Annotated in this window: 14 protein-coding genes and 1 riboswitch; of the genes, 6 read left to right on the forward strand and 8 right to left on the reverse strand. The window is 74.6% G+C overall.

Annotated elements, in window-relative coordinates; translation table 11 throughout:
• Positions 1–136: 136 nt before the first annotated feature.
• Together AB0H75_RS46430 and AB0H75_RS46435 are read right to left on the reverse strand one after the other, a co-directional pair.
• Positions 137–1,135 (reverse strand): GlxA family transcriptional regulator, encoded by a 999-nt coding sequence (locus tag AB0H75_RS46430; RefSeq protein WP_367807751.1) that lies wholly within the window; start codon positions 1,133–1,135, stop codon positions 137–139.
• Positions 1,136–1,599: 464 nt separating this feature from the next.
• Positions 1,600–2,172: an MBL fold metallo-hydrolase gene (locus tag AB0H75_RS46435; protein ID WP_367807753.1), complete on the reverse strand. Its 573-nt coding sequence runs from the start codon at positions 2,170–2,172 to the stop codon at positions 1,600–1,602.
• A gap of 83 nt (positions 2,173–2,255) precedes the next feature.
• Between AB0H75_RS46435 and AB0H75_RS46440 the strand changes: the two genes are divergently transcribed.
• Complete coding sequence (locus tag AB0H75_RS46440; protein WP_367807755.1) at positions 2,256–3,212, forward strand: GlxA family transcriptional regulator; 957 nt, start codon at positions 2,256–2,258, stop codon at positions 3,210–3,212.
• A 32-nt stretch (positions 3,213–3,244) separates the two neighbouring features.
• Here AB0H75_RS46440 and AB0H75_RS46445 read toward each other — a convergent pair whose 3' ends face one another.
• Complete coding sequence (locus AB0H75_RS46445; RefSeq protein ID WP_367807757.1) at positions 3,245–4,204, reverse strand: MBL fold metallo-hydrolase; 960 nt, start codon at positions 4,202–4,204, stop codon at positions 3,245–3,247.
• A gap of 274 nt (positions 4,205–4,478) precedes the next feature.
• On the opposite strand from AB0H75_RS46445, the gene AB0H75_RS46450 reads away from it, so the two are divergent.
• Entirely contained in the window at positions 4,479–5,942 is a 1,464-nt protein-coding gene (locus AB0H75_RS46450) for a sulfatase (RefSeq protein ID WP_367807759.1), read from the forward strand.
• A gap of 21 nt (positions 5,943–5,963) precedes the next feature.
• On the opposite strand, the gene AB0H75_RS46455 is transcribed toward AB0H75_RS46450, so the two are convergent.
• The gene (locus tag AB0H75_RS46455) at positions 5,964–6,368 is read right to left on the reverse strand and encodes a nuclear transport factor 2 family protein (protein WP_367807761.1); all 405 of its coding nucleotides are present in this window, start codon (positions 6,366–6,368) and stop codon (positions 5,964–5,966) included.
• Positions 6,369–6,456: 88 nt separating this feature from the next.
• On the opposite strand from AB0H75_RS46455, the gene AB0H75_RS46460 reads away from it, so the two are divergent.
• Both AB0H75_RS46460 and AB0H75_RS46465 read left to right on the forward strand, forming a co-directional pair.
• Complete coding sequence (locus tag AB0H75_RS46460) at positions 6,457–7,290, forward strand: helix-turn-helix domain-containing protein (protein ID WP_367807763.1); 834 nt, start codon at positions 6,457–6,459, stop codon at positions 7,288–7,290.
• Positions 7,250–7,738: a GNAT family N-acetyltransferase gene (locus tag AB0H75_RS46465; protein WP_367807765.1), complete on the forward strand. Its 489-nt coding sequence runs from the start codon at positions 7,250–7,252 to the stop codon at positions 7,736–7,738. The genes AB0H75_RS46460 and AB0H75_RS46465 overlap by 41 nt, the downstream gene beginning before the upstream one ends.
• Here the strand turns inward: AB0H75_RS46465 and AB0H75_RS46470 are convergent.
• Positions 7,719–8,585, reverse strand: coding sequence for an NAD(P)-dependent oxidoreductase (locus AB0H75_RS46470; protein ID WP_367807767.1), 867 nt, complete (start codon positions 8,583–8,585; stop codon positions 7,719–7,721). The genes AB0H75_RS46465 and AB0H75_RS46470 overlap by 20 nt on opposite strands.
• A gap of 139 nt (positions 8,586–8,724) precedes the next feature.
• Between AB0H75_RS46470 and AB0H75_RS46475 the strand changes: the two genes are divergently transcribed.
• Positions 8,725–9,591, forward strand: coding sequence for a helix-turn-helix transcriptional regulator (locus tag AB0H75_RS46475; RefSeq protein ID WP_367807769.1), 867 nt, complete (start codon positions 8,725–8,727; stop codon positions 9,589–9,591).
• A gap of 5 nt (positions 9,592–9,596) precedes the next feature.
• Here AB0H75_RS46475 and AB0H75_RS46480 read toward each other — a convergent pair whose 3' ends face one another.
• Complete coding sequence (locus AB0H75_RS46480) at positions 9,597–10,586, reverse strand: DUF664 domain-containing protein (RefSeq protein ID WP_367807771.1); 990 nt, start codon at positions 10,584–10,586, stop codon at positions 9,597–9,599.
• A gap of 254 nt (positions 10,587–10,840) precedes the next feature.
• Positions 10,841–10,942: riboswitch (SAM riboswitch) on the forward strand.
• 7 nt (positions 10,943–10,949) lie between these two features.
• Between AB0H75_RS46480 and AB0H75_RS46485 the strand changes: the two genes are divergently transcribed.
• Positions 10,950–11,687: a 50S ribosomal protein L11 methyltransferase gene (locus AB0H75_RS46485; protein WP_367807773.1), complete on the forward strand. Its 738-nt coding sequence runs from the start codon at positions 10,950–10,952 to the stop codon at positions 11,685–11,687.
• 23 nt (positions 11,688–11,710) lie between these two features.
• On the opposite strand, the gene AB0H75_RS46490 is transcribed toward AB0H75_RS46485, so the two are convergent.
• A complete protein-coding gene (locus AB0H75_RS46490; RefSeq protein ID WP_367807842.1) occupies positions 11,711–12,931 on the reverse strand; it encodes an RNA polymerase sigma factor in 1,221 nt (406 codons plus the stop codon).
• Positions 12,928–13,281 carry a YciI family protein gene (locus tag AB0H75_RS46495; protein ID WP_367807775.1) on the reverse strand — a complete coding sequence of 118 codons (354 nt, stop codon included), beginning with the start codon at positions 13,279–13,281 and terminating at the stop codon, positions 12,928–12,930. The genes AB0H75_RS46490 and AB0H75_RS46495 overlap by 4 nt, the downstream gene beginning before the upstream one ends.
• Positions 13,282–13,355: the final 74 nt, after the last annotated feature.

Consider the following 13,355-nt stretch of genomic DNA (forward strand, 5'->3'; position numbering starts at 1 on the left):
GGACCGGTCGCGCGCCGCCTCGCCGCCGCGTCTCGCCTCGCTGCCGTGTCTCGCCTCGCGTCTCGCCGTCGGGTCCTGCCGGCGCACCCGTCACGCCCCGCCGTCACGCCGGCCCGTCCCGCCGTACCCCCGCGCCTCAGCATCCCGGCCCGCCCTCGTCCGGCGGCACGCCCCGCGCGCCCGAGCGGGCCAGGGTCTGGCGGTAGGCGCGCGGTGACACGCCGTGCCGCCTGCCGAAGTGCGCGCGAAGCGCGCCGCTGGAGGCGAAACCCACCGCGTGGGCGATCTTCTCGACGGACAGGTCGGTCGTCCTGAGCAGCTCCTCGGCCTGGTCCAGGCGCTGCTCGTTCAGCCACGCGTACGGCGTGGTGCCCGTGACCTCGCGGAAGCGGCGGGCGAAGGTCCGCGTGCTCATCAACGCCTGCTGGGCCAGCTCGGCCACCGACAGCGACTGCTGGAGCCGGTCACGCGCCCAGACCAGCAGGTCGGCCAGCCACATCTCGTCCCCGCCGGCCGACGGGGAGCCGACCGACGGGGAACCGACCGACGGCGAGTCGGCCGGCCGCAGGCCGGCGAGCCGCTGACCGGCAAGCCGCGGGCCGGCGGGTCGCGGGCCGACGGGTCGCGGAGCGGCGGGTCGCGGGCCGGCGGGAAGGCCGGCGCCCGGCTCCGGCGACGGGCACGCCACGATCATCGCGTCCCGGGCCACCGCGTCACGCACCGCCCCGCCGTGCTCACGGCGCAGCAGGTGCAGGCACATGTCGATGCCGGCGGCCCCGTCCGCGCCGGTCACGATGCCGCCCTCGTCCACGTACGGGACGTCCCGCTCCACCGCGATCGCGGGATAGGCCGCCGCCAGCCGCCCCGCCAGGGCCGGATCGGCGGCGGCCCGGCGGCCGTCCAGCAACCCCGTCCCCGCCAGCAGCCAGGTCCCCGTGCCGAACGCGGCGATGATCGTCCCCCGCCGGTACGCGCACCGCAGCGCGTCCGCCAGCGCCCGGCCCACCGGCGGCGGCACCGCGCCGGTGGGCAGCAGGATGATCAGATCGGCGCTCTCCATGTCCTCCAGACCACGATTGACCGCCATGAGCACGCCCAGGTCGGTGCACAACGCGCGGTTCTCGTCACTGCACACCCGATAGGTGAAAGCAGGCAGCCCCAGCGACGACCGATCGGCGAAAACGTTACCCACCCCGCTCAACCCCAGCAGACTCACGCCCTGGCTGGCGTAGGCGACCACGGAACGGAACGGGACGCGCGGCACGTACTGGTCCCACCCGCTGTGACACAGGCCCGTCGCGAGCGAAGGTCTCGGTGCCGTTCGCAGCACTAGGTCTCCTTCCGGTCGACATCACGTTCGAGACCCACAGTAGGAAGGCACGATGACGGAACGCTGGACGTCGCCTGCATGCCGCACCCCGCGACAACCCCCGTTCTGAACACTCCGACCTGCGCGAACGCCCAATGGCAGGAAACAACCGGCAAGACCCGCCCGCCACCGGCAGAAAACAGCCCCCGGGACGCGGAACGGTACCGCCATGCTGGCCGCCCGCCCTCCCCGGGAAAAGCGCTATCCCGCCAGCCTTCGACCACTTCCCGTCACCGCGCGCCCCGCACCCCGAACGCGGGACCGTGACCGGGCACGATGACGTCGGCCACCCCCAGCAGCCGGCGCCGGCCGGCGTGCAACGCCGCCAGGTCCACCGCGTGCCGGTCCCCCACCGAGGTCTCGTCGTTCCACAGATGCGTGAAGGCGACCACTCCCCCGCCGGTGCCGACCAGCGTGGTGATGTCCTCCGCCGTGTGGCCCGGCGTGCGGATCAGCCTGATCGACGGGCTCAGTTCGTGACTGTCGGCGTCCCGCCACGTCCACCGGTCCCCCTGGTAGACGGCCCAATGATCGTGGAAGCGGGCGTCCGGGAAGAGCGCCGCGTTGAGCGTGTGATCGGGATGGTGATGACTGAAGATCACATCCGTGACCTGCTCCGGCGCGACGCCGAGCGCGCGCAGGGGATCCAGGATGAGCGAACGGTGCCGCACCATGCCCGGATCGGTCACCACCCGCAGGTCACCGTCCTCGATGTAACCGACCGTGCTCGCGACGCCCGGAGCGCCGTAACCGGTGTACAGCACGGCGTACGACGCGCTCCGGCCCGCTGGTGTGTCGTCCATGACCGGTAAGCATGCGCGAGACCGCGCCCCCGAACCAGTGGCAGATTCGCAGATGTTCGCAGTTTTTCTGCCATGATGGGCCGGTGACCGGTTTCCGCAGGGTGGTCGCCTACGCCACCGACGGAGTGAGCGCGTTCGGGCTCGGCGCCATCGGCAAGGTGTTCGCCGACCGCTCCCGGCAGGGGCTGCCGGAGTTCGCCTTCACCGTCTGCGCCGAGCGACCCGCACGGCTGAGCACCGACCTGGGCCTGACCGTCACGGTGGACCAGGGCCTGGACGCCCTGCACCACGCCGACCTCGTCGTCCTGCTGCCACGCGAGGAGTCACGGCCCGCTCCCCCACCCGCCGTCGCCGACGCACTGCGCGCCGCCCACGCCCGCGGCGCCGTCCTGGCCGCCTTCTGCACCGGCACCTTCCTCCTGGCCGGCACGGGACTGCTCGACGGCAGGCGCGCCACCACCCACTGGAGCCTGGCCGCCGAGCTGGCCGCCCGCCACCCCACCGTCACCGTGGACGCCACCGCGCTCTACGTGGACGAGGGATCCCTGGTCACCGGCGCCGGCGCCGCCGCCGGCCTGGACATGTGCCTGCACCTGCTGCGCCGCGAGCACGGCGCCGCCGTGGCCAACGCCATCGCCCGGGAGCTGGTGGTCCCGCCGCACCGCCCCGGCGACCAGGCCCAGTACATCACCCGGCCCCTCCCCCAGCCCGACGACGAACGGCTCGGCACGGTCATCGCCTGGGCCCGGGCCAACCTCGACCGCCCCCTGCCCGTCGAGGAGATGGCCGCCACCGCGCTGATGAGCCCGCGCTCCTTCGCCCGCCGCTTCAAGGCGCTCACCGGCACCACGCCGCACGCCTGGCTGCTGACCCAGCGCCTCGACCGGGCCGAGGAGCTGCTGGAGACCACCGACCTGTCCATGGAGCAGATCGCCCGCCTGGTCGGCTACCGCTCGGCGGCGGTGCTGCGCGACCGGTTCACCAAGCGCCGCGGGGTGCCTCCCCGCCTCTACCGCCAGGCTTTTCGCCGAGCGGGGTGAGCTGGACCGAACCGACGCCTTTACAATGTAGATCACACACCGGTCGCCGACCGGTCCTGGGCGATGCGGCCGCGCAGCATGATCTCCATGACCTTCATGAAGCGCTGCGCCCTAGCCCGGCCGATGACGAACGGGTTCGCGGCCCCCGTGGACCCGCTACGCAGCTGCTCGACGCGCGCCAGTCCGTAGTCGGCGCCGCCGTGGTTGTTCAGCTCGACGTCCACCCCGGCCCGCCGCATCCGGGCGGCGAAGGCCAGCGCGGAGGCCAGGTTGGCGCGCTTGGCGGCCGTGGCGGCGGGCGGGTTGGTGCCGCCCCACAACATGGCGGTGTGCCGCCGCCCCTTCCAGCGCACCGGGAAGATCGGCGAGACGGTGCCCGGGGTGTGGCCGGGGGTGTGGTGGAAGGTGACCGTGGTGCCGCCGAGGGTCAGCCGCCCGCCGTCGGCGATCTCCAGGTCGCGCCTGGGCGCGTGGGCCGGGCGCTCGGCGGCGACGAGGTCCCAGTCGGCCCGGCTCATCATCACGCGGGCGCCGTACCGGTCGGCGAGGTACTGGGCGCCGCCGAAGTGGTCGCTGTGGCCGTGGGCGACCACCACGTACTTGAGGGCCGCCGGGTCGGCGCCCACCGCCCGCAGCCCCGGAACGATGATCTTCTCGGCGTCGTCGGGCGAGCCCAGCGCGTCGACGAGGATGATGCCGCCCGAAGTGATCAGCGCCGTGGCCTGGACGAAGGTGGTGCCCAGCACCGCGACGTCGTCGAAGATCCGCAGGGGCGCGAGGGGCCTGGTCTCCGGCATCGCCAGGTCGGGCCCGAGGGCTTTGACCAGGGCCCGCAGCACCGGGTCGGTGCCGGCCAGCCGGGCCGCGCGGTCGTAGTAGCGCTGCGCGTCCTGGGGAACGGCCGACGCCTCGGCCCGCCCTCCCGCCAGCGGCAGAAGGGCGGCGGCGCCCAGCAGCGCGCGGCGGGACGGACGGAACTGCCCGAGGGACATGAACGAACACCTGCTCTCGTGGTTCGGGGTTCACGGGACGGGGACGGCCCTCACGGGGCGGCCCGGGGACGATCAGGAGAGCACGGGCAGCCGTGACGCGTCCAATATCGATATGGCCTCCGCATGAAGTCACATATGGATATCGCCCCAGGTCATCGCGGCTCTCCGGCCGGGGCTGGGCCGGGGCCGGGCGGTGCCGCCCGCGGGGAAACGCCGGGGAAACGCCCGCCCGGCTACACCTGGACCTCCTTGCCCGCGACGAAAGGACCACAGAGTGAGCCACGCGCCGGAGATCTCCCGACGCGCCCTGCTGTCGGGGGCCGCCACCGTCGCCGCCGTCTCCCCCCTCGGCCTTCCCGCGCCCCCGGCCCGCGGCGACTCCCGGCCGGCCGCGCCGAACATCCTGCTGCTCACCGTCGACGACATGGGCGGCGACACCCCCGGCTGCTTCGGCGGCCGGGCCGACCTCACCCCCGCCATCGACCGGCTGTACGGTCAGGGCACGAGCTTCCACCGGACGCACGTCCCCGTCGCCATCTGCCAGCCCAGCCGCTCGGCGATGCTGACCGGCCGCTACCCGCACCGCAACGGCGCGGAGGGCTTCGAGCCGATCCGCGACGACGTGCCGGTCCTGAACGACCTGCTGCGCCCGCGCGGCTACCTGACCGGCATCCTCGGCAAGGCCTCCCACCTCACCCCGGTCGAGCGGTTCGCCTGGGACCTGCGCGCCGACCCGCCCGAGCTCGGCATGGGACGCGATCCGGCCCGCTACGCGCAGGCGGCGGCCACCCTGTTCGAGCGGGCCAAGGCGGAGGGGCGGCCGTTCTTCCTGATGGCCAACGCCGAGGACCCGCACCGCCCCTTCCACGGCAGCGCCGCCGAGCGGATCGCCTTCACCCCCGAGCAACGGGCCACGATGGCCACCCCCTCACGGGTCTACACGCCGGACGAGGCCGCCGTGCCCGGGTTCCTGCCCGACCTGCCCGCCGTCCGCCAGGAGTTCGCCGAGTACCTCAGCAGCGCCCGCCGCGCCGACGACACGCTGGCCGCCGTGCTGGCCGCCCTGGAGACGTCCGGGCTGGCCGCCGGCACCCTCGTGGTCTTCATGTCGGACAACGGCATCGCGGTGCCGTACGCGAAGGCCAACTGCTACGCGCACAGCACCCGCACGCCGCTCGTCGTCCGCTGGCCGGGCGTCACCCGCCCCCGGCACGCCGACCGCACGCACTTCGTCTCCACCCTGGACCTGTTCCCCATGCTCTGCCGCGCCGCCGGCGCTCCCGTGCCCGGCGGCCTCGACGGGCGCGATCTCACCCCGCTGCTCGGCGGCGGCGTCCAGGCCGGGCGCGGCTCGGTCACCACCGTCTTCCACAAGTCCGCCGCCGACACCCGTTACGACATGCGCGGCGTCCACGGCCCGCGCTGGAGCTACATCTGGAACGCCTGGTCCGACGGCCAGGCGAGCTACCAGGCCGAGAACATGTCCGGCCTGACCTGGCGCGCCATGGTCACCGCCGCCGCCACCGACCCGGCCGTCGCCGAGCGCGTCGCCTTCTACCAGCACCGGGCGCCCGAGGAGCTCTACGACCTCGAACGGGACCCCCACGCGCTGCGCAACCTCGCGCGGGACACCTCCCCCGCGAGCGCCGCCGTGCTGGCCGCGAAGCGGGCCGCCCTGGACGCCTGGATGCGCGCCACCGGCGACCCCGCCCACGACCGGTACCCCTGGAGACGGTGAGCGCGGCCGGTACGGCCGGCGTCAGCGGCCGGCGGGCTCCCACCACGTCAGGTGCGCCCGCGCCTGCGCCGTCGGCTCGATGATCTCCCAGCCCTCGGCGATCAGGCCGCCGTCCAGGCGCCAGATGTCGACGACGGTGATCTCCGGTCCGCCTTCGGGCAGCCATCGCCGCGAGTGCATCACGACGTGGTCGCCCTCGGCCAGCAGGTGCCGGACCTCCACCCGCATGCCGGCGAGCGGGACGAGCGCGGTGCGCACGGCGTCCAGCCATCGCGCCTTGGTCGAGGAGGTCCCGTCCGGCCGGTGGTGGACGAAGCCGTCGCTCAGCAGCGGCGCGAGCGCGTCGACGTCGCCGGTCTCCACCAGGGCCGACAGGGCCCGCTGAAGGATGGTCTTGTTGTCGGGGGTCGTGCTCTGTGTGGTCACGGCGAGCAGTGTCGCCGCCTGCCGCGCCGGTTGTCGATGAACTCCCATGTCATGGCGGATCGTCCCGTGGTGAGTAGCATCGACGGTCATGCACACGGTCGGGGAACTGCTGCGGCAGTGGCGGCACCGCAGGCGGCTCAGCCAGCTCGATCTCGCCCTCGCCGCCGACGTCTCGGCCCGGCACGTCAGCCTGGTGGAGACCGGGAAGTCCAGGCCCAGCCCCGAGATGATCCTGCGGCTGGCCGGCCGGCTGGAGGTGCCGCTGCGCGAGCGCAACCGCATGCTGCTCGCCGCCGGCTTCGCCCCCCGCTACACCGAGCGGGCGCTCGACGGGGACGCGCTGCCGGCGGTGCGCGAGGCGGTGGAGCGGGTGCTGCGCGCCCACGAGCCGTACCCGGCGCTGGTCATCGACCGCCGCTGGAACGTCGTGATGACCAACCGCGCCCTCGACCCCTTCCTCGCCCGGGTCTCCCCCGACCTGCTCCGGCCGCCGGTCAACATGGTGCGGCTCGGCCTGGACCCGCGCGGGCTCGCCCCGCACATCGTCAACCTGGCCGAGGTACGCGCGCTGCTGCGCGTCCGGATCGCCCGCCGGCTCGCCACCGCTCCCGACGCCGGCCTGGCCGCGCTCTACGAGGAGTACCTGGCGCCGGGTGCCGAGGAGGCCGACCCGCCGGTCGCGTCCGAGGTCGTCGCTTCGATGATCTTCAACTTCGGCGGGCGCGAGCTGCGGCTGTTCTCCACCACCACCACGTTCGGCACCCCGATGGACATCACGCTGGACGAGATCGCGATCGAGTCCTACTACCCGGCCGACGCCCGGAGCGCCGCCTACTTCACCGGCTCTGCTGCGCCGGAGGGCGCTCGCGTACCCTTGCCCGATGCAGGAGATCGTGACATATGTGGAGATGACGTCCCCTGACCAGCTCAACCCGGCCGCTCCCGTGCCGGGCCTCTCCCTGGAGCCCCTGCCCCGGGACTCGCCTCTGGTGGTGGACGTCCAGGCCAGGATCGGCGCCCCCTACGGCTGGAAGAGCGCGAGCCGGACCGAGGAGGAATGGCGGACCTGGTTCGCCGAGGCCCCGGACCGCACGTTCTGGCTGCTCTCCTTCGAGGGCGAGCCGGCGGGCATGGCCTCCTACGATCTCCACCCCGGTGGCGAGGTGGAGATCGAGACCTTCGGGCTGCTGCCCGAGTTCGTCGGCAAGGGCCTGGGAGGGGTCGCCCTGACGCTCGCCATCCGGCGGGCGTGGGCGTCGGCGCCCTCGGTGAGCAGGGTCTGGCTGCACACCTCGTCGCTGGACCACCCCCGCGCCCTGCCCAACTATCACCGCCGGGGTTTCCGCACCGTCAGGACCGAGCGGCGCTGATCGGCGCCGGCGGCGAGTCGAGCCGGTTGACGATGCTCCAGTCCTCCTGGGCGTGTCCCTCGGCGACCGCGCGCGAGAACAGCGACAGCACGGCGTCGAGGACGGGGCGGTGAGCCCCGGCGTCCATCCGGCGGGCGTAGGACAGGTCCTTGGCCGCCCAGCCGGCCGAGAAGTTGATCGGCTCGGGCGGGGTCACGAGGTTGCTCCAGGCCATCTGGCTGATGACCCCGCCAGGCCGCTCGACCAGCGCCCGGCCGACCTGGTCCAGGTCGAGCCCCGCCGCCGCCGCCATGCTGATCGCCTCCCCGAAGGCCGCCAGGTGCGCGGCCTGCAGGGCGTTGAGCACCAGCTTGAACCGGGTGCCGGCGCCGGCCGGGCCGAAGTGCGACACCTGCCGGGAGATCGCCGGCAGCACGCCGTCGAGCACGGCCGGCCGGTCCGGGTCGCCGCCGACGAGCATGACCAGGTTGCCCGTCCTGGCCCCCTCGGCTCCCCCGGTGACCGGCATGTCGTAGAAGCTCAGCCCGCGCTCGGCGCACCGGGCGGCCAGCTCGCTCACCCACTCGACCGACAGGGTCGCCGAGGAGACGAGCACGGTGCCGGGACGCGCCCCCGCCAGGATGCCGTCGGCCCCGAGCCACACCTGGCGGGAGGAGGCGTCGTCGGCGGTCACCTCGAAGACCACCTCCGCTCCCGCGGCCGCCTGCGCCGGGCCGGCCGCCTCGGGCAGCTCGGGCAGGCGGCCCGGCGTGCGGTTCCACACCACCACGTCGTGCCCGGACGCCGCCAGGTTGGCGGCCATGCCGCGGCCCATGATCCCCAGCCCGACCACTGCGACCTTCGTCATCTCGCGTTCCTTCCGGTGTTCCTCAGGAGGTTCGTTCGACACCAGGCTCGCCGGTCGCGCCGCGCCGCGGCAGGCCCCGCCGAGGGGTGCCCTGGCAGGGCACCCCAGAGCGGCGGGGACGGAGGTCATACTTGTCGGTGTGAGCACGAGGAGCGATTTGGGGGAGTTCCTGCGGTCGCGCCGGGCCCGGGTCTCTCCCCGGGAAGCCGGGTTGCCCGCCACCACCGGGCGGCGCCGTACCAGCGGGCTGCGGCGCGAGGAGGTGGCGATGCTCGCGGGCGTGAGCATCGAGTACTACACCAGGCTGGAGCAGGGCAAGCAGAGCAACCCGAGCCGGCCGGTGCTGGAGGCCGTCGCCGGGGTCCTGCGGCTGGACGACGACGAGCGCCGCCACCTGTTCGGGCTCGCCGGAGCACCGGTCAGGCGCGCGCCCGCCGCGCCCGCCCGGCCCGCGCGCGCCGAGGTGCGCGCCGAGGTGCGCCGGCTCCTGGACATCGTCAGCCCGCATCCGGCCCAGGTCCTCAGCCGGGCCAACGACCTGCTCGCGGCCAACGAGCAGGGCCTGGCGCTGCTGCCGGGCATCGAGGAGTGGCCGGCGCGGGCCAGGAACACCGCCCGCTACACCTTCCTCCACCCCCAGGGCAGGCGGGTCTACGACAACTGGGAGGAGGTGGCCGCCGCCACCGTGGCCCACCTGCGCGCCGTGGCGGGGGCCGACCCCGACGCGCCCGACGTGACCGCGGTGATCGGCGAGCTGGTGGTGAAGAGCGCGGAGTTCGCCAGGCTATGGGAACGCTACGACGTCCGGTCACGCACCAACGGGCGCAAGCGTTTCAACCACCCGTCCGTGGGCCGGATGACGCTGAGCTACGAGGTGCTGGAGGTGGCCCGCAGCGACGGGCACCGGCTCGTGGTCTACCAGGCCGAGCCCGGCACCCCCGACCACGACGCGATGCTGCTGCTCCGGCACGCCGGCACCCCGCGAACCGCCGGCGAACCCGCCTGACCGGCTCACAGGCCGATCGCCCCGTCGATCCGCTCGCGGAGCAGGTCGGCGTGCCCGTTGTGCCGGGCGTACTCCTCGATCAAGTGCAGGAGCACCCAGCGCAGCGACACGGTGCCGCGCCACGCGTCGTGCCCCTCGACGTCGAGGCCGGCCGCCCGCGCCACGAACCGCTCGGCGAAGGCCACCTCGGCCTCCCACGCCCGCCAGGCCGCCTCGATCACCTCGGGGTCGTCCACCGCCCCGTCGAAGTCCCCGTCGGGGTCGGCGTCGGAGGAGAAGACCGGCGGGGCGCTCTGGCCGGCCAGCACGCGCCGGAACCAGCGGCGCTCCACGTCGGCCAGGTGCCGCACCAGCCCCAGCAGCGACAGCGTCGAGGGCTCGACCGAGCGGCGCGCCAGCTCCGCCGGCACCCCCGCGCACTTCAGCCGCAGGGTCTCGCGCTGGGCCCGCAGCATGTCCAGCAGGAGGCGCCGCTCGTCGCCGGTCGCGGGCCCGCCGAACCGGCGATCGTGGCCGCCCGCGGGGAACAGGTCCCCCCTCCTTGCGCCGCCCGCGCCGGATCCGGACGGCCGCCGCGCCGGGGCGCCGTGCAGCGGCAGGTGCTTGGTCAGCGCGGTGACCCGGTTGCGCGGGCCGAGCAGCCCGACCGCGACGTACTCGACCTCCTCGCCGGGGGTGGCGGCGAGCGCGGTGAGGTAGTCGTCGTAGTCGCGGGCCCGCCGCGCCACCTCGTTGAAGCCCACGGCGACCAGGTCCTCCCGGGCGCGGGCCGTCCGGTGCAGCTCGCGCAGCTCCCCTGGCGTGCCGCTCAGCACGGGCACCGGATGCGGGTCCAGCCCGGCGTGCAGGCCGCCCGAGGCGTCCTTGGCGTCCTCCGGCGGCGGGCCGGGCAGCCGTACGCCCAGGCTCAGGCCCAGCACGGCGGCGGCGTTCACCGCCCACGCGTGCGGCAGGTCGGCACGGATGACGACGACCAGTTTCGTGGGCAGGGCCATGCGGGACTCGCCTTCATGATGAGCGGGACGGAAACGCCCAGAAACCTAGCCAGGTGACCGGCAGCCGGGGCTTCCCGGCGAACGTTCGGCCGGAAAGGAGGCCGCTGCGCCGATCGCGCCTGAACTTCGTTCGGCCCGCGCCGGGCCGCGCCGGCCGAATGGCCGCCCCGGCCTGCCGGAGCGCGGCGGGGCGTGCCGGGGCGTGGCGCGGCGTTTGACGGCGTGCGGCGTGACCTGGCAGGATCTGCGCCCGTCGATCATCCAGAGGACCCGAGGGACCTGGCCCCGCGACGGTCCGGCAACCTCCCCGGCGGAGATCCCCCGGGAAAGGTGCCAATGCCAGGAGACGATGAGGGAGTCTCCATGAGCACGTGCCTTGACGTTCCCGACCACGGCGCCCCGTGCCCCGGACCCGCGGGACGGGCACCCGGAAAGGACGGCGGGTCCATCGGCTACTGGGCCGCCGTGGGCCGGAAGCTGGAAGCCGGCCCGGGCGTGCACCGGCCGTCGGCCTTCTCCGCCCTCCTCGCCTCGACCATGCGCGACAGCCGCGACCATGTCGTCGTGGACGCGGGCTGCGGAGCGGGCCTGGTCACCCTGGCCGCCCTGGCCGCCGGGGCCCGGCACGTGATCGCCCAGGACCACGACGCGGCCGCGCTCGCCGACACCGCCCGCAACGTCGTCGCCCTCCTCGGGCCCGGGGCACGGGAGCGGCTGACGCTGTGGGAGGCCGACTGGCGCCTGCTCGCCCCGATGAGCGCCCACCTCCTGGCGGTCAACCCGCCGCAACGCCCGGCCGCGCTGCTGCCCCAGGTGCCGGCCGACCAGCGCCATCTCCACGACGGCGGCGGCGAGGACGGCCTGGACGCCCTCCGGCTGATCCTCGCCCATTCCAGCGCCCATCGGGTCCGCACCACCGCCGCCGCCGTCCTGGACCCGTCCCTGGCGAGGCACCCGAGCTGGACGGGGCCGCGGCTGCTCGCCGACGCCGAGCTGCCCTTCGACCCGGCCTGGCGCAGCCTCGTGCCCGGCCTGCGCGGGCGCGTCAACGTCTGGCAGTTCACCCGGGTGCCCGCGCCCGGGCCCCGCACCGCGCGATGAAGGCGCCGCCGCCGTCCGCCGGGTCACCCCGCGGTGTTCAGGCAGGTGGCCCGCCGCCGCCCCAGATGGGCGCGTTCGGCATCGGTACGGACCAGCCCCAGGGCGGCGTCGAACGCGGCCACCGCCTCCTCGCGCCGGTCCAGCCTCCACAACAGCTCGGCCCGCACCGCGGGAACCAGGTGGTTGGCCGGCATGACCCGCTCCAGGCCCTCGATGAGGCTCAGCGCCGCCTCCGGCGACCCCGCCTCGGCCACCGCGACCGCCCGGTTGAGCCGCACGACCGGTGAGCCGGTACGGCGTTCCAGCTCGGCGTACAGCCGGGCGACGCGCGGCCAGTCGGTGGCGCCCGTCGTGCTGTGCTCGGCGGCGATCAGCGCCTGGAGGTGGTACTCGCCGGACGCCGCCGTGCCCAGCCTGCTCAGCAGGTCCAGGCCACGGCCGATCTCGTCGAGCCGCCACCGGGAGCGGTCCTGGTCGGGCAGCATGACCAGGCGGCCCTCGCCGTCCGAGCGGGCCCCGCGCCTGGCGTGCTGCAGGATCATCAGCGCCAGCAGGGCGAGGACGTCCTCCTGCCCCGGCAGCAGCTCGCCGAGCAGGTAGCCGAGCCGGATCGCCTCCTCGGCCAGCCGGGGCCGCTGGTGGCCGGGGCCCGCGCCGGGCCGGTAGCCCTCGGCGAACAGCAGGTAGACGGCCTTCAGCATGACGTCGAGCCGCCCGGGCAGGTCGCCGGGGTCCGGCCGACGCAGCGGGATGCCGGACTGCGCGATCTTGGCCTTGGCCCGGGTCAGCCTGGCGTACATCGTCGGCTCGGGCACCAGGAACAGGCGGGCGATCTCCGCCGTGCTCAGCCCCGCCCCGAACCGCAACATCAACGCCGCCCGCGCGTCGGCCGACAGCGCCGGGTGACAGCAGGCGAACAGCAGCCGCAGCCGCTCGTCGGCGATGGTGTCCGGGGCGGCGCCCTCCACCGCGGGCGCCGGTCCGGTCACCAGCAGCGGCAGCCGCCGCCGGTCGCCCTCCTCGCGGCGCAGCCGGTCCAGCGCCCGCCGGTAGGCGGTCCTGGCCAGCCACGCCTGCGGGCGGCCGGGCACGCCCCGCTCGGGCCAGGTCCGCGCGGCTTCGACGAAGGCGTCCTGCAGGCCGTCCTCGGCCACGTCGAAGCGGCGCAGCCGGGCCAGCAACATCGCGAGCAGGCCCGACCAGTGCTCCCGGTAGGCCTGCTCGACCGCGTCGTGAGCGTTCAGCCCGCACTCTCCCGCACCGGCACGACCGGCCGGATCTCGACCACGCCCTCGGGCATCCGGGCCGCCAGCTCCATCGCCTCGTCCAGGTCGGCCGCCTCGATCAGGTAGAAGCCGCCCAGCACCTCGGCGGTCTCGGCGAACGGGCCGTCGGTGACGCTCACGTCCTCGCCCCGGCGCCTCAGCGTGGTCGCCGCGCTCACCGGCGCCAGCTCCCTGCCGCCGCGCATGGCCCCACGCTCGTCCAGCATGCGGACGAAGCGTTCGTGCCGCGCGGCCAGCTCGCGCAGCTCGTCCTCGGTCTGCGCGGCCCAGACCTTCTCGTCGCCGTAGATCAGCAGTGCGTACTCCATGCCGGAATCCTTTCTCCCGTCGCCCGCCGGTGCGGCGGCGTCGGGGTAAAGACTCCCGTGGACGCCGGAATTCG

The organism is Nonomuraea sp. NPDC050783 (genome assembly GCF_040802095.1).
In the GTDB taxonomy this organism is placed as follows: domain Bacteria; phylum Actinomycetota; class Actinomycetes; order Streptosporangiales; family Streptosporangiaceae; genus Nonomuraea.